At 69.0% G+C, this 22305-nt stretch carries 21 protein-coding genes; 14 read left to right on the top strand and 7 right to left on the bottom strand.

Annotated features, from left to right (window positions below; genetic code table 11):
• The first annotated feature begins 22 nt into the window (after positions 1-22).
• From AS25_RS05170 to AS25_RS05125, 10 genes are all read left to right on the top strand, one after another.
• The gene (locus AS25_RS05170) at positions 23-508 is read left to right on the top strand and encodes a MarR family winged helix-turn-helix transcriptional regulator (protein ID WP_035962741.1); all 486 of its coding nucleotides are present in this window, start codon (positions 23-25) and stop codon (positions 506-508) included.
• Between the two features lie 29 nt (positions 509-537).
• Positions 538-2496 (top strand): ABC transporter ATP-binding protein, encoded by a 1959-nt coding sequence (locus AS25_RS05165; protein ID WP_172644414.1) that lies wholly within the window; start codon positions 538-540, stop codon positions 2494-2496.
• A 3-nt stretch (positions 2497-2499) separates the two neighbouring features.
• A complete protein-coding gene (locus AS25_RS05160; RefSeq protein ID WP_052160728.1) occupies positions 2500-3102 on the top strand; it encodes a DUF421 domain-containing protein in 603 nt (200 codons plus the stop codon).
• A gap of 104 nt (positions 3103-3206) precedes the next feature.
• Complete coding sequence (locus AS25_RS05155; protein WP_035962738.1) at positions 3207-3554, top strand: hypothetical protein; 348 nt, start codon at positions 3207-3209, stop codon at positions 3552-3554.
• Positions 3555-3897: 343 nt separating this feature from the next.
• Complete coding sequence (locus tag AS25_RS05150) at positions 3898-5061, top strand: ABC transporter ATP-binding protein (protein WP_035962734.1); 1164 nt, start codon at positions 3898-3900, stop codon at positions 5059-5061.
• On the top strand, positions 5058-5861 hold the full coding sequence (locus AS25_RS05145; protein WP_084118016.1) for an ABC transporter permease: 804 nt from the start codon (positions 5058-5060) through the stop codon (positions 5859-5861). The genes AS25_RS05150 and AS25_RS05145 overlap by 4 nt, the downstream gene beginning before the upstream one ends.
• The gene (locus AS25_RS05140; RefSeq protein ID WP_035962732.1) at positions 5858-6535 is read left to right on the top strand and encodes an ABC transporter permease; all 678 of its coding nucleotides are present in this window, start codon (positions 5858-5860) and stop codon (positions 6533-6535) included. The genes AS25_RS05145 and AS25_RS05140 overlap by 4 nt, the downstream gene beginning before the upstream one ends.
• Complete coding sequence (locus AS25_RS05135; protein WP_035962730.1) at positions 6532-7518, top strand: ABC transporter substrate-binding protein; 987 nt, start codon at positions 6532-6534, stop codon at positions 7516-7518. The genes AS25_RS05140 and AS25_RS05135 overlap by 4 nt, the downstream gene beginning before the upstream one ends.
• Before the next feature lie 512 nt (positions 7519-8030).
• Positions 8031-9995 carry an amylosucrase gene (locus tag AS25_RS05130; protein ID WP_035962728.1) on the top strand — a complete coding sequence of 655 codons (1965 nt, stop codon included), beginning with the start codon at positions 8031-8033 and terminating at the stop codon, positions 9993-9995.
• Positions 9996-10411: 416 nt separating this feature from the next.
• Positions 10412-11020 carry an SRPBCC family protein gene (locus AS25_RS05125; RefSeq protein WP_035962726.1) on the top strand — a complete coding sequence of 203 codons (609 nt, stop codon included), beginning with the start codon at positions 10412-10414 and terminating at the stop codon, positions 11018-11020.
• An 87-nt stretch (positions 11021-11107) separates the two neighbouring features.
• Here AS25_RS05125 and AS25_RS05120 read toward each other — a convergent pair whose 3' ends face one another.
• Positions 11108-11764, bottom strand: a complete 657-nt coding sequence (locus tag AS25_RS05120) for a GNAT family N-acetyltransferase (RefSeq protein WP_084118015.1) — start codon at positions 11762-11764, stop codon at positions 11108-11110.
• 162 nt (positions 11765-11926) lie between these two features.
• Between AS25_RS05120 and AS25_RS05115 the strand changes: the two genes are divergently transcribed.
• Entirely contained in the window at positions 11927-12547 is a 621-nt protein-coding gene (locus AS25_RS05115; protein WP_035962724.1) for a superoxide dismutase, read from the top strand.
• A 179-nt stretch (positions 12548-12726) separates the two neighbouring features.
• A complete protein-coding gene (locus tag AS25_RS05110) occupies positions 12727-13704 on the top strand; it encodes a 2-hydroxyacid dehydrogenase (RefSeq protein ID WP_035962722.1) in 978 nt (325 codons plus the stop codon).
• On the opposite strand, the gene AS25_RS05105 is transcribed toward AS25_RS05110, so the two are convergent.
• Entirely contained in the window at positions 13701-15056 is a 1356-nt protein-coding gene (locus tag AS25_RS05105; protein WP_035962712.1) for a cysteine desulfurase family protein, read from the bottom strand. The genes AS25_RS05110 and AS25_RS05105 overlap by 4 nt on opposite strands.
• Before the next feature lie 71 nt (positions 15057-15127).
• Between AS25_RS05105 and AS25_RS05100 the strand changes: the two genes are divergently transcribed.
• A complete protein-coding gene (locus AS25_RS05100) occupies positions 15128-15460 on the top strand; it encodes a cupin domain-containing protein (RefSeq protein ID WP_035962706.1) in 333 nt (110 codons plus the stop codon).
• On the opposite strand, the gene nadC is transcribed toward AS25_RS05100, so the two are convergent.
• Genes nadC through AS25_RS05080 form a run of 4 tightly spaced genes read right to left on the bottom strand, consistent with a single transcriptional unit; the run spans position 15457 to position 20064 of the window.
• Positions 15457-16356, bottom strand: a complete 900-nt coding sequence (nadC, locus tag AS25_RS05095; protein WP_035962698.1) for a carboxylating nicotinate-nucleotide diphosphorylase — start codon at positions 16354-16356, stop codon at positions 15457-15459. The genes AS25_RS05100 and nadC overlap by 4 nt on opposite strands.
• A complete protein-coding gene (gene nadB, locus AS25_RS05090; protein WP_084118028.1) occupies positions 16334-18025 on the bottom strand; it encodes an L-aspartate oxidase in 1692 nt (563 codons plus the stop codon). Before nadB ends, nadC begins: the two co-directional genes overlap by 23 nt.
• 3 nt (positions 18026-18028) lie before the next feature.
• Positions 18029-19360, bottom strand: coding sequence for a quinolinate synthase NadA (gene nadA / locus AS25_RS05085; protein WP_035962693.1), 1332 nt, complete (start codon positions 19358-19360; stop codon positions 18029-18031).
• Positions 19357-20064 (bottom strand): NUDIX hydrolase, encoded by a 708-nt coding sequence (locus tag AS25_RS05080; RefSeq protein ID WP_035962689.1) that lies wholly within the window; start codon positions 20062-20064, stop codon positions 19357-19359. The genes nadA and AS25_RS05080 overlap by 4 nt, the downstream gene beginning before the upstream one ends.
• 664 nt (positions 20065-20728) lie before the next feature.
• Here AS25_RS05080 and AS25_RS05075 point away from each other — a divergent pair.
• On the top strand, positions 20729-21610 hold the full coding sequence (locus AS25_RS05075) for an AAA family ATPase (RefSeq protein ID WP_035962953.1): 882 nt from the start codon (positions 20729-20731) through the stop codon (positions 21608-21610).
• A gap of 28 nt (positions 21611-21638) precedes the next feature.
• Here the strand turns inward: AS25_RS05075 and AS25_RS05070 are convergent.
• Positions 21639-22305: IS3 family transposase (locus AS25_RS05070; protein ID WP_035959088.1), on the bottom strand; the 667-nt coding region annotated here is incomplete at its 5' end.

Here is a 22305-nt window from a genome sequence, read left to right as displayed (position 1 = left end):
TATGCTCACTACACTCGTGAGTATGGATGAGACCAAGTGGCTGTCAGAGGACGAGCGGGAAGCGTGGCTCGCGCTCGTCTCCATCATGTTCCGCCTGCCGGGTGCCGTGGAGGGGCAGTTGCGCAGCGAGGAGGACATGTCGCTCGCGGAATACCTGGTCCTCGCCATGCTGTCCGACGCCCCGGACCACCGGCACAAGATGTCCGCACTGGCCACGGCAACGAACACGTCCCAGTCCCGGCTCTCGCGCATCGTCGCGCGGATGGAGAAGGACGGGCTGGTCACCCGCGCGGGCCGTCAGGACGACCGTCGCGTGGTGATCGCGGAGATCACCCCCGCGGGTCTCGAACGTTTGCGTGAGGCCGCTCCGGCCCACGTGCGTCATGTGCGGGAGATCGTCTTCGACCGGTTGGCCCCCGAGCAGGTGGGCCAGCTCAGTGAGATCGGCCGCGCCCTCAACCGCGGCTCCAATACCCGCGGTGCCATGGGGCTGGACTGCCCCGCCTGATGTCCTGACCCGGGGATACAGTTGCGAGCGTGAGTATGCAGAGCGCCCACATGGCCATGTGGCGGACCATGAAGGGGCAGGAGAACAAGGGCCGCAAGATCAGCGGCGACACCGTGCGGCGGATCATCACGTTCGCGCGTCCCCACCGCCACGCGATCCTGGCGTTCGTCCTGGTGTCGGTGGCCCTGGCCGTCCTGGGCGTGGTCACGCCCGTGCTGGCCGGGCGGGTGGTCAACGCGATCACCGGCGGGCACGACGTCTCCGTGGTGGTGTGGCTCGCCGTGGCCATCGCGGTGGTGGCCGTCGCGGACGCCGTGCTGTCCCTGCTCAACCGGTGGCAGTCCTCGCGGATCGGTGAGGGGCTCATCTACGATCTGCGCACCGCCGTGTACGACCACGTGCAGACCATGCCGCTCGCCTTCTTCACCCGCACGCGCACCGGGGCGCTCGTGTCCCGGCTGAACACGGACGTGATCGGCGCGCAGCGCGCGTTCGCCGGGACCCTCTCGGGTGTGGTGTCCAACGTGGTGTCCCTCGTGCTGACCGTGGGGGTCATGGTCACCATCTCGTGGCAGGTCACCGCGCTGTCCCTGCTGTTGTTGCCCATCTTCCTGATCCCCGCCCGGGCCATGGGTGGCCGGTTGGCCGCGTTGCAGCGCCGCTCCGCCCAGTACAACGCGCAGATGTCCATGCGGATGACCGAGCGGTTCTCCGCCGGCGGGGCCACCCTCGTCAAGCTCTACAGCGATCCCACGCAGGAATCGCGGGAGTTCGCGGCCCGCGCGAACGACGTCCGGGGGATCGGGATCCGCGCGACCATGTTGCAGACCACGTTCGTCACCGCCCTGACGCTGGTCTCCGCCCTCGCGCTGGCGCTCGTGTACGGCGTGGGCGGGGCGCAGGCCTTGCTCGGGCACCTGGACGCGGGCTCGGTCGTGGCCTTGGGTATGCTCCTGACCAGGCTGTATACCCCGCTGACCATGCTGGCGAACGCCCACATGGACATCATGAGCGCCGTGGTCAGCTTCGAGCGCGTCTTCGAGGTCCTGGACATCAAGCCCCTCATCACCGAGAGTCCCGAGGCGCGCGCCCTGCCCGAGGGGCCCGTGGCGGTGGAGTTCGATCACGTGCGCTTCTCCTACCCGTCCGCGGACAAGGTCTCGCTCGCGTCCCTCGAGGACGTGGCAGTCCTGGACTCGCGCGGCGGCGAGGAAGTCCTGCACGACATCGACTTCCGGGCGGCCCCCGGCCACACCGTGGCCCTCGTGGGGTCCTCCGGGGCCGGCAAGTCCACGATCGCGCAGTTGGTCGCGCGGTTGTACGACGTCGATTCCGGCGCGGTCCGGCTCGGCGGCCAGGACGTGCGGGACACGACCTTCGAGTCCCTGCGCCGCTCCGTGGGAATGGTCATGCAGGACGGGCACCTGTTCCACGACACGATCCGCGCGAACCTCGGTGTGGCCCGCGAGGGGGTCACGGACGCCGAGCTGTGGAACGCCTTGGACCGTGCCCGGTTGCGGCACGTGATCGAGTCCCTCCCGGACGGTCTGGACACCGTGGTGGGGGAGCGCGGCTACCGGCTCTCGGGTGGCGAGCGCCAGCGCCTCACGATCGCTCGCTTGTTGCTGGCCCAACCCCGCGTGGTGATCCTGGACGAGGCGACGTCCGCCCTGGACTCCACGAACGAGGCCCACGTGCAGGCCGCACTCGACGAAGCGATGTCCGGGCGCACCGCCGTGGTCATCGCGCACCGGCTGTCCACGATCCGCCAGGCGGACCAGATCCTCGTGATCGAGGCCGGCCGGATCGTGGAGCGCGGTTCCCACGAGGAACTGCTCGCGCGCGGTGGCCGCTACGCGGAGCTGCACGCCACGCAGTTCGCGGCGGGCCGCAAGGACGACGCCGCGGCCCAGCTCGATGACGCCGCCCGGCCCATGGGCGGCGCCGGGCCTGCGTCGTCGGTGGAACGCGGCACGGGCCGGGGCTGAGGCATGCCGTCCTGGGAGGGCCTGGGCGCTGAACTGGGGATCACGCCCACCCACGCGATCGCGGTGGTGCTCTCCGCGGTGGGGATCTACGTGGCGTTCCTGGTGTTCGTGCGGATCTTCGGCCAGCGGGTGCTCACGGCCATGTCCACGTTCGACGTGGTGATCACCGTGATGCTGGGCGCGGTGGCCGGGCGCGTGATCCTGGGGCATCCACCCACACTCATGAGCGGTGTGCTGGGCCTGGGCACCCTGTTCCTGCTGGAAGTGGTGTTCGGCCACCTGGGTACGCGCGCCCGGTGGCAGCGCGTGTTCAATTCACCCGCCCGCCTGCTCATGATCGGGGACCGCGTGGACGAGCAGGCCCTGCGCCGCGCACACATCACGCACCCGGAGCTCAACGGGGCGCTGCGTCGGGCGGGGGTGCGCTCCTACCGCGAGGTGGCGTGCGTGCTGCACGAACCCGGGGGCGGGATCAGTGTGCTGCGCCGCGGGGTTCCCATCGACCGCCGGATCCTTGCGGACGTGGCCGGGGCGGACCGGATCCCGGAGGAGTTCCTGACCGATGACATCGGGGACACGCCACGTGATGCGCCACATGATCGGTGAACTGACTGATGATGAACGGCACCCACTCCGGTGGGGCATGGGCGAAGTCCCAGGGATGCTCCATAGCAGGCTCGGTTGGTGGAACCTCGTAGAAAGAGAATGTCGTGAAGTTCAAAAGCCCGATCACGGTCTACTGCAGTGCTTTTGCAGTGATCGGATTGATCATTTGCGGATGGTTGCTGATTTCTGAAGGGGTTGTGTTCACCTTGGCCCTGACTCTGGCATTTTTCTGTCTGGGATCTCTCATAACATCCTTTCTCGTGATTTCGGATACCGTGGGGGGAAATCAGATGCGGTGGGCATCGAACGCCTACAGATCCGGTAGTGCGAGTGAGCAGGACATTGACAGGGACCTCAAGACCGGCCGGCGCATATTGATCTGCGTTTCCGTCATCAGTGGGATACTGGCAACCCCGGTGTTCATCCAGACCGGGGACATCATACAAATCTGACATTTGAGCGGCGCGCGTGAGTGTAAAATGAAATGGGTGGGTCATCTCCGAGTGTTCCGCCCATCGCCGTGGTCGGGGCTGAGAAATGTGCGTGGCCGTGCGTTATCCCCGCTCGCACATCTTCTGGTCCGGCCCGGACTCGCGGGTGCTGCCCACGCGGTTCCGATCCTCGGACGCCATCGCGGACGTCTTCCACGTGCCTTCCGTCCGGGCGGCATGCTTCGGCTTCGGCGGCACTTGTGGTGTCGCCATCGGGTGAACGGTCATGAAACCGGAAATGGTTCGCTCACTGATGGTTGTGCTCCGTTAGGATGAGGCCACGGCTACGAAGGGATACGGCCCCATGACCGATCTGGCGATCCGCTACCGCGGGGTGAGCAAGGTCTATCCGGACGGTACGGCCGCGGTGGACAACCTGGACCTGGACGTTCCCGCGGGCTCCCTCACGGTGTTCGTGGGCCCGTCCGGTTGCGGCAAGACCACGTCCCTGCGGATGCTCAACCGCATGGTGGAGCCCTCCTCGGGGACGGTGGAGGTCAACGGTCAGGACGTCGCGAGCATCCCGGCCGCCAAGCTGCGCCGCTCCATGGGGTACGTGATGCAGCAATCGGGTCTGTTGCCCCACAAGACCGTGGAGGACAACATCGCCACGGTCCCCCGGCTGAACGGGGTGTCCAAACGGGAGTCCCGCGCGAACGCCCGGCAGCTGCTGGGCTCGGTGGGATTGGACGAGTCCGTGGCCACCCGGTACCCGGCGCAGTTGTCCGGCGGTCAGCAACAACGCGTGGGCGTGGCACGTGCGCTGGCCTCGGATCCACCCATCCTGCTCATGGACGAGCCGTTCTCCGCCGTGGACCCCGTGGTGCGCCAGGACCTGCAGAGCGAATTGCTGGACCTGCAGAAGCGGTTGCACCGCACCATCATCTTCGTGACCCACGACATCGACGAGGCGATCCTGCTGGGCAATCGCGTGGCCGTGTTCGCGCGCGGTGGCCGGCTCGCGCAGTACGCGACCCCGGAGGAACTGCTGCGGGCCCCCGCGGACGACTTCGTCGCGGACTTCATCGGCCGCGACCGCGGGTTCCGTTCGCTGAGCTTCGACAACGCGTCCGTGGCACTGCAGCCCGTCACGGTCCTGGCCGTGGACACCGGCGAGCGCTTCCTGGTGGGCCCCGGCAGCGAGGACCCCGCGCCGTGGCAGGCGGCGGGCGCGTCGTCGTCGGACTGGGTGCTCGCGGTGGACGAGCGCCGCCACCCGCTGGGCTGGCTGCCCGTGACGGCGTCCGGGGAACCGGCCGCGCGCGAGGAACTGCGCGTGGGAGGGACCCTGTGGCACGACGGCGGGTCGTTGCGCACCGCGCTCGACGCCGCCCTGTCCTCCCCGTCCGGGCAGGCCGTGGCCGTGCACCGTGACGGCTCCGTGGCGGGCGTGGTGCCCGGTGAGGACGTGATGCGCGCGATCGAAGAGCAGCGCTCGGCGCGCTACGACAGGTCGGAACGCTCGTGAACTGGCTGTCGAACAACTGGTCCACGGTCCTGGACCTCGCCGGCGCGCACCTGATCCAGTCCATCGTGCCCGTGGTCGTGGGCCTGCTGATCAGCGTCCCGCTTGCCCGGTTGGCCACGAGCAGACGCTGGTTGCGTCCGGTGTTCGTCACGGGCTCGTCACTGCTGTACACGATCCCCTCGCTGACCCTCTTCGTGGTCCTGCCCCTGATCCTGGGCACGGGCATCACATCCGTGGTCAACGTGATCGTGGCACTGACCCTGTACGTGATCGCGATCCTGGTGCGCTCGTGCGTGGACGCGTTCGAGTCCCTGGACCGGGACGTCCTGCAGGCCGCCACCGCGCTGGGGTACAAACCCGTGCGCCGCCTCTTCGGGGTGGAACTGCCGCTGGCGGTGCCCGTGATGATCGCGGGGCTACGCGTGGCCACGGTCTCCAACATCTCCATGGTCTCCGTGGGCGCCGTGATCGGCATCCAGTCCCTGGGCACGCTGTTCACGGACGGGCTGCGCCGCTCGATCGTCTCGGAGATCGTGGTGGGCATCGTGGCCACCGTGCTGATCGCGATCGTGCTGGATCAGCTGCTGCGTCTGCTCGGCCACGTCCTGACCCGCTGGCAGCGCACGGGGACCACGACGGCGCGCGAGCGGCGTCGTGCCGGCGCGGCGCGGCACGCCAGCGCGAGCGGCCGAGACGACCGGACCGGGGGCGGCGATCCTGAGGGCCGCGATTCCGTGGCCGGTGCGCCCGGGGGCGCGGGCGCCGTCGCCGCCGTGGAAGCCCGGGGTGATCGCGCGTGAACCTGTTCTCGGAAGCCGCGCAGTTCCTGACCGACCCCGCCAACTGGAGCGGGGCCACCGGGATCCCGCAACGACTGCTCGAACACGTGGGCTACAGCGTGCTGACCATGGGGATCGCGCTCGCGATCGCCGTGCCCCTGGGCCTGTGGGTGGGCCACACCCGCCGCGGCGGCGGCATGATCGTGGGCCTGGCCGGCGCGTTGCGCTCGCTGCCCACCCTGGGTCTGTTGACCCTGTTCACGCTGCTCATGGGATTGGGGCTCATGCCCCCCATCCTGGCGCTCGTGCTGCTGGCCATCCCGCCCATCCTCTCGGGCACGTACTCGGGGGTCGCGGCGGTCTCCCCGGCGCTCGTGGACGCCGCCCGTTCCATGGGCATGACCGAGGGTCAGGTGCTCACGCGCGTGGAGATCCCCGTGGCGCTGCCGGTGATCCTGGGCGGGATCCGCAACGCCGCGCTGCAGGTGCTCGCGACCGTGACCATCGTGGCGTACATCAACCTGGGCGGTCTGGGCCGCTATCTGATCGACGGGCTCGCGGTGCGCGACTACGCGCGCATGCTCGCGTCCGTGGTACTCGTGGCCGTGCTCGCACTGGCCGCGGATGCAGTACTCGCTCTCGTACAACGCCTGGTGACGTCGCCGGGCCTCAGACTGGCAGGAGATCGACCATGACACCGTCCCCCTCTACGCAGCGCACGCGCGTTGCGCACCGCGTCCTCCGCCCCGCCGCGTGGGCCGCCGTGACCGCCACGGCCGTGTTCGCACTCACCGCGTGCGGCGGCGGTTCCGACCCGCTCGCGGAGAACTCGGGCGACGCCGCCTCGGGTGGCTCCTCGGACGCCGTCACCGTGGGCTCGGCGGACTTCCCGGAGTCACAGGTCATCGCCGAGCTCTACGCCGGGGTGCTGCGGGACGCGGGTGTCACGGTGGAGACCAAGCCGGGCATCGGCGCGCGCGAGGCCTACGTGGGTGCCGTCAAGGACGGCTCCGTGGACGTGGTCCCCGACTACTCCGGGAACCTGTTGCTCTTCGCGGACAAGGACGCCACCGCGGCCTCCGCCGAGGACATCATGAAGGCACTGCCCTCCGCGTTGGAGGGCCAGCAGCTCTCGGTGCTCGACCCCTCCCGCGCGGAGAACAAGGACGCCCTGGTGGTCACGCAGGCCACCGCCGAGAAGTACGGTCTGACGTCCATCGAGGACCTCTCCTCGGTGTGCGGGGACCTGGTCATGGCCGGCCCGCCCGAATTCCAGGAACGCGCCTACGGCGTGGATGGGTTGAAACAGAAGTACGACTGCTCCTTCAAGTCCTTCCAGCCCATCAACGACGGCGGCGGCCCCCTCACCGTGCAGGCCCTGACCCAGGACGACGCCCAGGTGGCGGACATCTTCACCACCACCCCGGCCATCCAGGACCAGCACCTCACGGTGCTCGAGGACCCCAAGAACAACTTCATCGCCCAGCAGGTGCTCCCGCTCACCGCCCCGGACCGCTTGCCGCAGAACGCGGTGGACGCGCTGAACGAGTTCTCCACCAAGCTGACCACCCAGGACCTGATCGACCTCAACCGCAAGGTCAGCGGGGACCAGCAACAGAACCCCGCGGACGCCGCCAAGCAGTGGCTCTCCGACCACGGGTACGAGAAGGCCTCCTGATCCGCGACTTCCGCAGCGACGTCGGCTGACGAACCGCCGTCATGGTCACCTGGTGACGTCCGGGATCCACCCCGCGGGGTGGGAGCGCCCGGTGCTCCCCGCACGGGGAAGCACCGGGCGTCCGTCATGTTCCGTTCATCCGCGTCCGGCCGAGCATGTTCTCCACGGCCGTGTGCGCGGTTCTGCACAGGCTTGTCCACACCCGCTGGGGATTCACGTCATATCGCTCTGACCTGGGGTTTCAGGGGTATCGCCCCACGTGGCCGCCTGTGGAACACGTCGGGGTTTCCACACTTGTGGATAACTCTGTGCACAACCTGTGGGGTGAACACGGGGTGTGGGGACGAGTCACGCGGACGTCACCTGAGCGTCGAGTGGAACCGCGCCCGTATCCTGGACGCAACCGGCCCGCGGGAACGCGGAGGCGGTCGATCCGAGCTCGGCATCAAGGGGGATCCCGGGCACCATGACTCCCCACGCACGTGACGTGCGTCAACCGAGGAGGCATTCCCGTGCTGTCCGAACCCTCGATCCCCCGGGACACCACCGATCGCGAACACGTGCTCGAATCGGTGCGTGAGCATCTCGCTCTGGATACGCGCGCGACCCCCGAGGAACTCACCGTCTTCCTCGGTCGGCTCAGCCGTCAGCTGGACCGTCTGATCACCTCCTTGCACGCGGTCTACGGACCCGGGCCCGGCATCTGGGACACCGTGACCCGCGCGGTCCTCACCGCGTGGGAGGCCTACGTGCAGCGCCCCCGGGACCTCAAGGACCTGGACCGCCGCCGCGAGGACCAACCGCCGTGGTTCACGTCCCGGGAGGCCGTGGGCGGGGTGTGTTACGTGGACCGCTACGGTGGGGACCTCGCGGGGATCCGGGAGAAGATCCCGTACTTTGAGGAACTCGGGCTGACCTACCTGCACCTCATGCCCCTCTACGAGAGCCCCGCCGGCAACTCGGACGGGGGGTACGCGGTATCCTCATACCGCCGGGTGGACCCGGAGCTGGGGACCATGGCGGAGCTCGCGGACCTGGCCGCCGAGCTGCGGGCCCACGGGATCGCCCTGGTGCTGGACTTCGTGTTCAACCACACCTCCAACGAGCACGAGTGGGCCCGGGCCGCGGCCGCCGGGGACCCGTTCTACGAACGCTTCTACTGGATGTACTCGGAGCGCACCGTGCCGGACGAGTTCGAGCGCACCGCGCGGGAGATCTTCCCGGACGACCACCCCGGGGTGTTCACGCGCGTGGACAGCACCCCGGTGGGACGGGACGCGAGCCCCTACGACCCGGATCCCCGGTGGGTATGGACCACGTTCCACCACTTCCAGTGGGACCTCAACTACTCCAACCCACACGTCTTCCACGCCATGGCCGCGGAAATGCTGTTCCTGGCCAACCAGGGGGCCCAGGTGCTGCGCCTGGACGCCGTGGCGTTCATCTGGAAGCAACTCGGCACCTCGTGCGAGTCCCAGCCACAGGTTCACGATCTGCTGCGCGCGTTCAACGCCGTGACGGCCCTGGCCGCCCCGGCCGTGGAGTTCAAGTCGGAGGCGATCGTCCACCCGGACGAGGTCATCCGCTACGTCCACCCGGACCAGTGTGCGCTGTCCTACAACCCCCTGCAGATGGCCCTCACATGGGAGGCCATGGCCACCCGGGACGTCTCCCTGCTCTCCGCCGCGCTCGCCGAACGTCACGAGACGCCAGCGGGCACTGCGTGGGTCAACTACGTGCGCGGCCATGACGACATCGGGTGGACGTTCTCCGACGACGACGCCGCTCGCCTGGGTGTCGATGGCCACGACCACCGCCGCTTCCTCAACGCCTTCTACACCGGGCGCCACCCCGGTAGCTTCGCGCACGGCGTGGCGTTCCAGGGCAACCCCCGCACGGGCGATTGCCGGATCTGCGGCACCACCGCGTCCCTGTTGGGTCTGGAGACCGAACCGGGTCCGGCCGTGGATCGGATCCTGCTGGCGCATTCGTTGGCCATGAGCACCGGCGGGGTCCCCCTGCTCTACTTGGGTGACGAGGTGGGCCAGCGCAACGACGTCCACTGGGACGAGAACCCGGACGCCGCGGACGACGCCCGCTGGGTCCACCGCCCGCGCTACCCCCGCGACGACTACGAACGCCGCCACGACCTGTTCTCGGTGCAGGGGCGGATCTTCGGCGGGATCCGGGGGATGATCTCGGTGCGCCGTGCCACCCCGGAGTTCGAGGGCACCGCGCTCATCCCGTTCACCACGCACAACCGCCATGTCCTGGGCTATCAGCGTCCCGGCGAGCACAGCGTGGTGCTGTGCCTGGCGAACTTCAGCGACTGGCCCCAGTTCGTCACAGGTGAGACGCTGAGCGGTTTCCTGCCCTCGGCGACCATGCTGCACGAGAACGAGCGGGTGGACCTGCGCGGGGGGATCCTGGTGGAGGCCCACGGTTTTCGGTGGCTGCGCGTGATTCCCGCCTCCTGACACGCTGGAAATCACAGCGTCACATAACTGTCCCCCTAAAAGGGGGTAACTCAACGCAGATAAGTGGACAGCGAGCGTTATCCACAATGCTTCTCCACAGGGGTGGATAAGTCACACGACTGTCATTCGACCCGGCTGACCGGACGGTTGTTCGGTATTTACCCTGGTCATGCGTCGTTTTCTGCCGTTGCGGCGCCTGCCCAGGGTGTGTGCGTCGAAACTGTGTTCGAATTGTGCACAGACTTTTCCACCCCTGTGGATAACTTTTCTCCACCTCTTGTGGACGCGTCACACTTCCCCCGGCGGAGTGACGGCTTGTCGTCTTTGCATCAGACTGAGCGTCATAAGTTACTCGCGTGTAGTTGGTGTTCGGTGGGACGAACGCCATGGGGGGAAGCACGCACCAAGGGGGAAACATGTCTGTTCGCATCTCCGAGGTCGATTCCACCGACCACGGATTCTCGCTGCTCGTGGAGCAGGACGTGGCGGTCACCGCCCAGGAGTTCGATCTGGCCCTGGGCAGGCCCAGGGGGATGGGCCGATGGTTCGGGATCCACGTCACGTGGCCCACGTCCCTGGACGATCAACTGCACGTGGGCTCGGCGATCGAGTTCGACGCTCCGGTGGGGCCGTTCACGTTCGACTACGTCATGATCGTCGCGGACCGCGTGCCCGGTGAATCGCTCATGCTGCGCACCACCAAGGGGTTCGCGGACGTGATCATGGAGTACGCGTGGCAGCCCACGAGCTCGGGGGTGACCGTCCAGCTGCGCGCGGATTTCCGACTGCGCGGGGGGTTGTGGTGGAAGCGCCCGTGGGCCCGGATGATGGCCCATCGCCGACTTGCCCAGGGGCTGGAACGCATGCGGCGGGATCTGGCCGCGGGGCAGCCAGGCGAGCTGGCGACGTCGTCGACCGAGCATCCCTCTCGCGGCACCGGCCACGGCGTGCGGGCTGTTGCCCACGGCAGGCACGCGGGAACGCACCGCAAGGCCACGGGGCGGCGACGCGCGCAACGCGCGTGAACCGCTTGAAACGCGCGTACTACTGAGAGCTGTGCGGACGCCACCGGGACCAACGGGGGGTGTCCCGCGGCGCCCGTCGGCACCGGATTACGGGCTGAGGCGGCGCTCCATGCGCATGACCGTGACCCGGTAATCCAACCGGGGGACGGTGAAATCCACGGCACCGCGGGGCGTGTAGCCCAGACCCGTGTAGAAACGCTTGAGCACCAGGTTCTCGTCATCGCAGTCCAGGCGGGAGACGCTCCGTCCGGACTCGACGATCACCCGTTCTGCGGTGCGGATCAGCCGGGCACCCGTGCCGGTGCCTGCGAGCGAGCGGTCCACCGCGACCCCGTGGGTGTAACCGGCGGGCTCCGGCTGCTCGCCCCAGATCTCAGGATCCGCCCAGATCACACGGATGCTCGCCAGGATCAGGCCGGGCTGCACAGGGGATTCCACGACCCACCACTCGCCGCGGTCGATCTCGCGGCGCACCTCGGCGGGGTCGAACTCGCCCTCGCGCCACTGGTCGATGCCCCGGCCCTGCAACCACCGCGCCAGACGGTCCCGCAGGTTCACGATGCCCTGCGCGTGCGAAGCCTGCGCGCGCGCGATCTCGAGGCCCGCGGGGTCGCCCTCGCCGGTTCGGGCCGCCAACGGGGCGTGGGCGGCGGCGGCGCGTCCCGGCGCGTGGGCGCTCGCGGTGGCGCCGCCGGAACCGGTCGCGGTCGCGGTGACCTCCAGGGCAGTATCGGGGGTGGACATGGGCCCGAGGATAGGTCACGGCCCGGGCGGCAACGCACCGGTTGTGACGGAAGATGACGGGCTCCATGAAACATACGCTAGTGGCTGAACGTCCTTGACCCGCCGAACCGCAGCGACGGACAGTTGAAGCATCACGCACCCGCAAAGGAAGGATGATTCACAGTGGCTGAAAAGTTCACTCTCCCCGATCTTCCCTATGACTACGCAGCGCTCGAGCCGCACATCTCGGCCCAGATCATGCAGCTGCACCACGACAAGCACCACAACACCTACGTGACCGGTGCCAACACCGCGCTCGAGAAGATGGAGGAGGCCCGCGCTAACGGCGACGCCGCCGGTGCCGCCAAGCTCTCCAAGGACCTCCAGTTCAACCTGGGCGGCCACATTAACCACTCCATCTTCTGGAAGAACCTCTCCCCGGAGGGTGGCGACAAGCCCGAGGGTGAGCTCGCCGCGGCGATCGACAACTTCTTCGGTTCCTTCGACGCCTTCCGCGACCAGTTCACCGCGGTGGCCACCACCATCCAGGGCTCCGGCTGGGCCATCCTGGCGTACGAGCCCATCGCCGGCAACCTGGTGATCGAGCAGATGTACGACCAGCAGAACGGTGTGCCCGTGGCCACCATCCCGCTGCTGCAGCTGGACATGTGGGAGCACGCCTTCTACCTGGACTACCAGAACGTGAAGGCCGACTACGTCAAGGCCTTCTGGAACATCGTCAACTGGGCGGACGTGGCCGAGCGCTTCGAGAAGGCTCGCGGCGGCGCCAAGTCCCTCATCTGATCCGGATGTGACGTTCGCACCCCACGGGGTGCATTGGAACCCCGCACGGCAGTTCTCGTGGCCGCGCGGGGTTCCGTGTTCCTTCGGGCGGCCGCCGACGACGCCGCTCCCCACCTCCCACGCCCATCCGCCCGGTCCGTGCCGCATGAGTCGGTGCGTGTCGCACCCGAGGAGAGTTCATGAAGACACCGCGTTTCCTGGTCACACGTGAGATCCCCGAACCGGGGCCGTCCATCCTGGAGGACGCGGGCGACGTCGAGATCCGGGACGGGATGAGTGGGGACGAACTGCGCAAGGCGGTGACCGGCGGCGAGTACGACGTGGTGGTCTCGCAGGTCTCCGACCGGTTCGACGCGGACCTGCTGAGCGAAGCGCGGATCCGGGGGATCGCGAACTACGCGGTGGGGTACAACAACATCGACGTCGCGGCGGCCGCCGAACACGGGATCGCCGTGGGCAACACCCCAGACGTCCTCAATGACGCGACCGCCAACACCGCCATGCTGCTTCTGCTCGGAGCCGCGCGGCGCGCCCACGAGGCCGCCGAGTACCTGCGGGACGGGAAGTTCACGGGGATCGGACCCCAACTGCTGGTCGGTCAGGACATCACCGGGGCCACCCTGGGGATCGCGGGCATGGGTCGGATCGGCAAGGCTGTGGCCCGCCGCGCACTGGGCTTCGGCATGACGGTGATCTTCACGCAGCGCCCGCCCGAGGACCGCGAGGTCTCCGACAACGAGCTGGGCGACCTGGCCGGGCGGGTGCGTCAGGTGCCGTGGGACGAACTGGTCGAGACGAGTGACTACCTCTCGCTGCACGTGCCGCTCACCGAGGACACCACGCACCTGGTCGACGCGGACGTATTGCGGCGGATGAAGTCCACCGCGGTGCTCGTGAACACCGCCCGCGGCCCCGTGGTCGATGAAAATGCATTGGTTTCTGCGCTGCGGGACGGGGAGATCTTCGCGGCCGGGCTGGACGTGTTCGAGAACGAACCCCAGCTCGCGGACGGTCTGGCCGATCTGCCCAACGCGTTCCTGTTGCCGCACGTGGGCTCCGCGGAAGTGGGCTCACGGGCGGGGATGGCCCGCAAGGCCGCGGAGAACGCCGTGGCCATGGCCCGCGGTGAGAAGCCGCCGTACGAGGTGACGCCCTAGGCGCTCAGCCGGCGGACGACTTCCGCGGTTGCCCGCACGGCGGCATCGACCTCTTCCTCCGTGGTGTCCCGACCGAGGCTGTAGCGCACGGACGTGGTGGCGAGCTCCGCGGGGATCCCCAGGGCCGTGAGCACGTGGGAGGGCTCGCTGGAGCCGGCCGCGCACGCCGAGCCCGAGGACACGAGCACCCCCGCGTTCTCGAGGTCCACCAGGACGGTTTCGCCGTTGACGCCCGGGAAGCAGAAGGACGCGTTGGTCGGTAGTCGCGTGATCCCGTTCCGTCCCGACGTCGGCATCCTTGCGGATGGGCTAAGGGGATCGGTGGCCGCCGGTTCCGCGCGGTCCGAGGGGGCGTGCACATGTCCGAGGCGCTCCGGTCGCGGATCCGGGCCGGTCAGGATTGCGCCCGGTACGCGGCTCAGGATGCCCGAGATCAGGTGGTCACGCAGGGCTGTCGAGCGGGCTGCGTAGGTAACCCGTTCCCGCTCGGCCAGCTCCAGTGCCACCGCCATGCCCACGGCACCGGCCACGTTGGAGGTTCCCGAGCGGCGCCCGCGCTCGTGACCGCCGCCGCTCATGAGCGGTCGCAGGGGAGTGCCCCGCTTGACCCACAGCAGACCGATGCCCTGTGGTGTGCCGATCTTGTGTCCCGCCAGGGTCAGTGCGGCCACGCCCAGGTCTCGGACGTTCAGCGGTAGGCTCCCGGCCCCTTGCACGGCGTCCGTGTGCAGGGGAACTCCGTGCTCCGCTGCGATCTCCGCGAGGGCGGGGATGTCCTGGACGGTCCCCACCTCGTTGTTGGCGAGCATCACCGACGCCATGGCCACGGTGGCTGGATCGGAGACGCCGCTGCTCCCGGGAGGGGCATGGGAGGCGACGCCGCGGGAAGGTGCGGCACGGTCGGGGAGGGTGTGAGCGGCGTCGTCGTCGGACACGAGGGCGGCGCGGAAGGTGTCGGGGGAGAGCGCACCGGAGGGATCGACGGGCAGTTCGAGCGCCTCGAAACCGTCGTGCCGGGCGAGCGCGCGGGCGGATTCCAGGACGGCGTCGTGCTCGATGGCGCCGACCAGCACGCGGTGACGCGAAGGCTGCCGCTCACGGCGCGCCAGGGCGATGCCCTTGACCGCCAGGTTGTCCGCCTCGGTGCCGCCGGAGGTGAAGATGATCTCGCCCGGGCGGGCCCCGAGGACCGCGGCAATGCGCTCGCGGGCGCCCTCGAGGGCGCGGGCCGCACGCTGGCCGCGCTCGTGGTGACTGGACGCGTTACCGAACCCGCCGGTCAACCACGGCCACATGGCCTCGAGCACTTCACGGTGCGGGGCGGTGGTCGCCGCGTGATCCAGGTAGATCATGATGTGACCTCTCGTGATGACGGACGTGTCGTGCCCGTGACGGGCGGTGAGCCGGACTGTAAAGATGGACCATGGAAGAAAACACGCTGACCACCATTGCCCAGGACATGCTCACCGAGGCGCGCGAGGCGTCCAGCGGGCGTTCCGCCCACCACCTCAACGGCGGCCGCGAGCACACGCTGCAGCAGACCATGATCGCGCTGGTCCAGGGCCAGGACCTCAAGGAACACGAGAACCCCGGTGAGGCCACGATCCAGGTGATCACGGGTCGGGTGGAGCTGGTCGCCGGTGATGAATCCGTGCAGCTCGGTCCTGCCCAGCACGCCGTGATCCCGCAGCAGCGTCACTCCCTGCACGCGCATGAGGACTCCGTGGTGTTGCTGACGCTCGTGAACAAGGGCTAGGCCACGGCCACGTCCAGACCCAGGTCCAGCGCGCGCACCGAATGGGTGAGTGCGCCCACGGAGATGACGTCCACGCCGGCGGAGGCCACCCTGCCGATGGTCTCCAGCGTGATGCCACCGGACGCCTCCACGATGGCGCGACCGTCCACGACGGCCACGCCGCTGATCAGGTCCGCGTGGGCGAAGTTGTCCAGCATGATGGTGTCCACCCCGCCGGCCAGGACGTCCTCGATCTGATCGAGCCGGTCCACCTCGACCTCCACGTGCGTGGTGTGCGGCAGCTTCCTGCGCAGCTCGCGCAGTGCGTGAGTCACGGAGGTGCCGTCCGCGGTGAGCACGGCCAGGTGGTTGTCCTTGAGCATCACGGCGTCCGAGAGCCCGAAGCGGTGGTTGTGGCCGCCGCCGCACGTCACCGCATGTTTTTCCAGCGCTCGCAGCCCGGGGGTGGTCTTGCGGGTGTCGGTCACGCGGGTGCGCGTGATGGTTCCGGCGGGCAGATTGTTGGCGCGTTCCACCTCCGCCACGGCCTTCTCGACCTCGGCCACGTACCGGGCGGTGAGCGTCGCGATCCCGGACATCCGCTGCGCGAGGTTCAGCACGGTGCGTTCCGCGCTCAGCAGCGGCCGCGCCGGGCCGGTGATGGTTGCGATGGTGGTTCCGGGGGTCAGCGGGTCACCGTCATGCACGTGGAGCGTGACCTCCAGGCGCGGGTCCGCCGTGGTGAAGCCGGTCCGGATGACCTCCTCCCCGGCGAAGATCCCTTCCTCACGCGAGGTGAGCGTGGCGGTGGCGGTCGCCGCGGCGGGGATCACGAGCTCGGAGGTGATGTCACCCCACGGCGCGTCCTCGGCCAGGCTCGCACGGATCACGGTCTCAACGGCTGAGCGAGTCAGCATGGTCTGTCCTTTCGGGGGTGGGTGCTGCGGATCCGGAGGCGATCCACGCGGTGCTCGTGGCCAGGCGGGGGTCGGTGGCCGGGTGGTCCGCGCGCTGATGGGCCCCGCGGGACTCGGCGCGGGCCAGTGTCGCGCACACGAGCGCGTGCCCCACGGTCAGGAGGTTCCGGTCCTCCGCGTCAGTCAGGGTTCCAGGGGCCGCCGCCGTATCCTCCTCGTCCGATGACGACGCCGCCGCGAGCCAGCTCTCCAGCCCCGCCTTCGCCCGTTCGATGCCCTCGGCGGTGCGGAACACCCCGGCGCCCTGCCACATGGTGCGCTGCAGTGCTGCGCGGGAGAACGATTCGGCGGTGGTCGAATCGCAGTGAGGAAGTTCGCGCGGCTCCGGATCGGTGCCGCGGGCCACGGGCCACACGTCCGAAGGTGCTCCCGAGTCGCCGAGTAGCTCGCCGATCCGCCGTCCGAGGACCGCCGCTTCCAATAGGGAGTTGGAGGCCAGGCGATTGGCCCCGTGCATGCCCGTGCGCGCACATTCGCCGGCGGCCCACAGCCCGGGCACGGTGGTGCGGCCCAGCGCATCGGTGGCGATACCACCCATGAGGTAGTGCGCGGCGGGGCTCACGGGGACCCACTCGGTGGACCAGTCGATGCCTCGCCTCGTGAGTTCGGCGTGGATGGACGGGAAGCGGCGGGCCAGGAACTCGGCGCGGGTCAGCCCGGACGGGACGGGGATCGTGGAGCAGTCCAGGTACGCGGCGCCGTCGTCGGATGCCGTGCGCACCGCGAAGACCGCGCGCGCCACCACGTCCCGGGGAGCGAGTTCCTCGCGGGGGTCCACATCGGTCATGAAGCGGCGGCCGTGCTGATTGCGCAGTACCGCTCCCTCACCGCGGACCGCCTCGGAGATCAGGAACGAACCCGGTGCCGCCAACGCGGTGGGGTGGAACTGAAAGAACTCCAGGTCACGCACCTCGGCACCCGCGCGCAGGGCCAGTGCGATGCCGTCCCCGGTGGCCACCGGGGGGTTGGTCGTCCACGGATACAGCTGACCGGCGCCGCCCGTGGCGAGCACCACGTGGTCCGCGGGCAGGAACTCCTCGCCGCCCAGCTCGCGGCCGGGAAGAACCGGGCGGGCGGTGCAGCCCACGACCCGGTCACCGGCCACAATGACGTCCGTGACCAGGGTGTATTCGCACAGACGGATATGTCCCCCGTGCGCCATCTCGCGTGCCCGAGCGGATAGGGCCTCCTGGATCGCGTGGCCCGTGGCATCGCCTCCGGCATGCAGGATGCGCGAGACGCTGTGCGCGGCCTCCAGGCCCTGCACCCACGGGGAGTCGGGGCCGGCCACGCGGTCGAAGGCGACGCCGCGGCCGGTGAGATCCCGAACGGCCGCGGCGGAATCCCGGACCACGCCGTGCACCACCAAAGGATCACACAGGCCCGCGCCGGCCACCAGGGTGTCCTGGACGTGCAGCCGTACCGAATCCGTGGGGTTTCCGCCGGGGAGGGATCCGGTCATTGCGGCCATCCCGCCCTGTGCGCGATCCGTCGCGGTGTGGCTCAGCGCGGCCTTGGTGACCACGGTGACGCGGGCACCGGCCTCTGCTGCGGACAATGCCGCGCTGAGACCGGCCACCCCGGTGCCGATGACCAGGACGTCAGTCATGACTCAGGCCCTCGGGACGGCGGCGAGCATGCGTTCGAGCGCCACGGACGCCTCCCGTGCGACGTCGTCGGCCACGGACACCTGGTTGATCACCCGGCCGGCCACGAGTTCCTCCAGGACCCACGCGAGGTAGCCCGGGTGGATGCGGTACATCGTGGAGCACGGGCAGATCACGGGATCCAGGCAGAAGATGGTGTGTTCGGGGTGTTCCGCGGCCAAGCGGTTGACCATGTTGATCTCGGTGCCGATCGCGAACGTCTGCCCCGGCTCCGCGGCCTCCACGGCCTTGCGGATGTGGTCGGTGGAGCCCGAGGAATCGGCGGCGTCCACGACCTCCATGGGGGATTCGGGGTGCACGATCACGGTGCAACCGGGGTGCTCCGCGCGGGCCTTCTGGATCTGGCCCACCGTGAACCGCTTGTGCACGGAACAGAAGCCGTGCCACAGGATCACGCGGGAGTCCCGGAGCTCCTGCGCGGTGTTGCCGCCCAGTTCCCTGCGGGGATCCCACAGGGGCATGTGCTTCAGCGGCACACCCATGGCCTTGGCGGTGTTGCGGCCCAGGTGCTGATCGGGGAAGAACAGTACACGCTGCCCGCGCTCGAACGCCCATTGCAGCACGGTCCGCGCGTTCGAGGACGTGCACACGATGCCCCCGTTGCGACCGCAGAACGCCTTGAGCGCGGCGGACGAGTTCATGTAGGTCACGGGGATCACGGCGGCGAGCGGCTCCCCGTTCTCGTCCGTGAGCGTCCGGCCGTGGGCGTCCGTGGCGTGCGGGCCGAACACGTCCATGAGATCCGCCCAGCACTCCTCCACGGAGTCCGCGTCCGCCATGTCCGCCATGGAACACCCCGCGGCGGGGTTGGGCAGGATCACCGACTGGCCGTCTCGGGAGAGGATGTCCGCCGTCTCGGCCATGAAGTGCACGCCGCAGAACACGATCGCTTCCGCCTCCGGGTGGGCCTTGGCCTGCTGCGCGAGCTGGAACGAGTCGCCGATGAAGTCCGCGTGCGTGACCACTTCGTCCCGCTGGTAGAAGTGCCCCATGACGACGGCGCGCTCGCCCAATGTCTTCTTGGCCGCCGTGATCATGGCGTCCAGTTCCTCGGGGGAGGCGTCCCGGTAGCGCTGCGGAATGGTGGGCTGTGCGGGGGAGTCGGCCGGAGCGGCGTCGTCCTGGGAAGCGCCCGGGCCGTAACCCGCCGCGAGCGGGGTGGGGAACTCCCACGGGTCCTGTGCGAGGGCGGCGTTGCACGAACCGCCGTCCAGGGTCGCCGCGGTGCCGGACGGGCGGGTGGGCAGCAGTGTGAGGCGGGTGGCCACGGAGGTCATGGGGTCTCCTCGGTACGGTCTGACGGGGTGGGGCTGAAAAGGCGGGGTGGCTCGGCCGCCGCGAAACGGTAGAGCGTGGGCGGGCGGTGTCGGGCGCCGGCGAGGCGCTCGCCGGTGTCCCGGAGCTGGCCGGAGGACAGGACGTGGCGCCGGAAATTAGGGGGATCCAGGGCTTTGCCGATGATGGCTTCGTGCACCTCGCGCAGGGCCGCGATCGTGAACGTCTCCGGCAGGAACGCCCGGGCCACGGTTGGCTCGGCGATGCGACCGCGCAGGTGTTCCAGGGCGTGGGCCACGATGAGTGAGTGGTCGAACGCGAGGTCTGGCAGGTCGGTGACGCGCAGCCACGTGACGTTGAGGTCGTTCTCGCCCATCGCGGCCTCGTGCGGCGGGAGGGAGGCCCAGTAGACCACGGTGACCTGGCGTTCTTCGGCCCCGGCGGAGCGGGTCAGTCCGCCGAACGTGGCCAGTTGTTCCAGGTGGGTGGGGGCCAACCCGGTGGTCAGGGTGAGGCTGCGCAGGGCGGAGTCCTCGAGATCTTCAGTGGATCGCAATGGACCGCCCGGCAAAGCCCACATGCCGCGGTAGGGATCGCGAATCCGGCGGACCAGGGGTAACCACAGCTCGTGGGCACTGTTCTCGCCCGTGGGGCGGACCGTGAAGATCACCGTGGACACGGCCAGCAGCACGCGCTGATCGGTCATGGCGGCTCCCCGGTCTTCGACGCCCCGCGGGGCCGGATCGTTAGTGTCAAGATGACTCTAACTTGCTAAAGTCGTTATGACCATAAGTGCGACGGGATGCTTCACCCAGCAGGGAGCAGGGCGGTCCACCGAGCGGGGGTCCCGTTCCCCGGGGATGCCAGGAGACCATCGGGGTGCGGGAGCGTGTCGGCGGGCCCGGCTTGCCGCGCGCCGTCGCCGACGCCGTCGGGGCGAGGGGTCGAACGCTCGGGATGCCTGCTACCGTGTGCCGTCGCGGTTGCCGTCGTCCCCCACGGCCGTCGAGTCCGTCGCGTTGGAGGTGGCCCCACCGCGGCGTAGCTAACGTCCAGGTCCGAGTGTTCGACGCCGGCCCGGGAGAGGATCTCGCGACCGTAGCGGACTGCTTCAGCAACCGTTCCGCCGTTGGCCACCACGGCGGCCGTGATCCGTGCCGCGAAGTCCTCGGCGAGCACATCCGTCCCGGGGCCGTGGGACTGGGATGTGTGCTGGGTGCTCACGGGTGGACCGTCCTCGGACTCGCGGGTGGTGGATGCGGCCGGTGGTGGGTGCCGCTGGTCAGCCTCATTCAGGGCGGGGAGGCCGGACCCCGCGGTGGGCGCGGTAGGGTCACACGTGCACCGCCGCATGGAAAGGATATGCCCGGGTGAACGCGACCAATCCCTCCGAGCTGGTTCTCACCGGCGAGTTCCGGGAGGCCCTGCAGCGGCTGCACCACGGGGAGAGCGTGTTCCTCACGGGCAAGGCCGGGACCGGTAAGTCCACCCTGATCCGGGAGTTCATGGCCCACACCCGGCGCAACGTGGTGGTCGTGGCACCCACGGGTATCGCGGCGTTGAACGTGGGCGGGTACACGATCCACCGGTTGCTCTCGTTGGCCCCGGGGATGTCTCCGGAGGAGGTGCGGCGCGGGCGGTACTACCCCGGCCGGTTCGCGGCCACCCTGCGCGAGTTGCACACGCTGATCGTGGACGAGGCGTCCATGGTCCGGGCGGATCTTTTCGACTGCCTTGTGGCCGCCTTGGAACGTTTCGGCCCCAAACCCGGGCGCAAGTACGGCGGTGTGCAGCTGGTGTTGGTGGGGGACCTCTACCAGTTGCCGCCCGTGGTCACCGATCACGAACGCGAGTACTTCGCGACCCGCTACTCCACCCCATACTTCTTCTCCGCGGACACCTACCACCGGGACGACTTCGCCACGGTGGAACTGACCACGGTGTTCCGTCAGCTCGGGGACGACCGTCTCGTGGACATCCTCAATGCCGTGCGGGAGGGCGCCCTGCTCGAGGAGGCCCGCCGGGAGCTCAACGCCCGCACCGACCCCGAGTTCACCCCGCCCATCGACGAGTTCTGGCTGACCTTGACCACGACCAACCGGATGGCCACGTCCCGCAACCGCGGGATGCTCGAGCAGATCCCCGAGCCGGCCGTGCACCACTCCGCGATCCTCACCGGGCAGCTGGACGGGTTCGAGATCCCCGTGGACCGGGAGCTCGTGTTCAAACGCGGTGCGCAGGTCATGATGTGAAGCGCCCTGGGTCTGATGGAGACTCGCGCTATTTGATTCCGACCAGGTGTTCGCGGTCGGCTTGGACAGCATAGAACGCGTTCTCGAACTCGGCGGGCGGGACGTCGCCGAGGTAGCTGTGGAGGCGCTGCGTGTTGTGCCAGTGCACCCAACCGAGGGTGGCGAGCTCGAGATTCTCGACCGTCTTCCACGGCCCGGACCGGGCCGGCCCGCGGACGAGTTCGGCCTTGTAGTACCCGTTCACCGTCTCGGCCAGGGCATTGTCATAGCTGTCACCGACGGTCCCGATCGACGGCGTCGCGCCGATCTCCGCGAGGCGTTCGCCGTAGCGAATGGACGTGAATTGAGACCCCGCGTCGCTGTGACACCGCAGGTCCGCGTGGCGGTGACCTCTGGACCAGCGGGCCATCTCGATGGCGTCGAGGATCATCTCGGTGCGCATGTGCGACGCGACCCGCCACCCGACGATCATGCGGGAGAACGCGTCGATGATGAAGCACACGTACGCGACACCGGCCCAGGTCGCCACGAACGTCAGATCCGTCACCCAGAGCCGGTTCGGAGCGGTCGCGGTGAACTCCCGCTGCACCAGATCCGGGTGTCGCGCGGACGCCGGATCCGGCCTGGTCGTCTTCACCCGTTTCGAGCGCCTTGCGCCCTCGATCCCTGCCACCTTCATCAACCTCGCGGTCTGG

The sequence above is a fragment of the Kocuria marina genome (genome assembly GCF_000786655.1).
GTDB classification, from domain to species: domain Bacteria; phylum Actinomycetota; class Actinomycetes; order Actinomycetales; family Micrococcaceae; genus Kocuria; species Kocuria marina_A.
Note: the sequence above shows the minus strand (reverse complement) of the source record. Positions and strands in the feature narration are given on the sequence as shown.

Coding starts and splice junctions, on each gene's coding strand:
- AS25_RS05170 (WP_035962741.1), top strand. CDS start 23: ATGGATGAGACCAAGTGGCTGTCAGAGGACGAGCGGGAAGCGTGGCTC.
- AS25_RS05160 (WP_052160728.1), top strand. CDS start 2,500: ATGCCGTCCTGGGAGGGCCTGGGCGCTGAACTGGGGATCACGCCCACC.
- AS25_RS05150 (WP_035962734.1), top strand. CDS start 3,898: ATGACCGATCTGGCGATCCGCTACCGCGGGGTGAGCAAGGTCTATCCG.
- AS25_RS05135 (WP_035962730.1), top strand. CDS start 6,532: ATGACACCGTCCCCCTCTACGCAGCGCACGCGCGTTGCGCACCGCGTC.
- AS25_RS05125 (WP_035962726.1), top strand. CDS start 10,412: ATGTCTGTTCGCATCTCCGAGGTCGATTCCACCGACCACGGATTCTCG.
- AS25_RS05120 (WP_084118015.1), bottom strand. CDS start 11,764: ATGTCCACCCCCGATACTGCCCTGGAGGTCACCGCGACCGCGACCGGT.
- AS25_RS05110 (WP_035962722.1), top strand. CDS start 12,727: ATGAAGACACCGCGTTTCCTGGTCACACGTGAGATCCCCGAACCGGGG.
- AS25_RS05105 (WP_035962712.1), bottom strand. CDS start 15,056: ATGATCTACCTGGATCACGCGGCGACCACCGCCCCGCACCGTGAAGTG.
- AS25_RS05100 (WP_035962706.1), top strand. CDS start 15,128: ATGGAAGAAAACACGCTGACCACCATTGCCCAGGACATGCTCACCGAG.
- nadC (WP_035962698.1), bottom strand. CDS start 16,356: ATGCTGACTCGCTCAGCCGTTGAGACCGTGATCCGTGCGAGCCTGGCC.
- nadB (WP_084118028.1), bottom strand. CDS start 18,025: ATGACTGACGTCCTGGTCATCGGCACCGGGGTGGCCGGTCTCAGCGCG.
- nadA (WP_035962693.1), bottom strand. CDS start 19,360: ATGACCTCCGTGGCCACCCGCCTCACACTGCTGCCCACCCGCCCGTCC.
- AS25_RS05080 (WP_035962689.1), bottom strand. CDS start 20,064: ATGACCGATCAGCGCGTGCTGCTGGCCGTGTCCACGGTGATCTTCACG.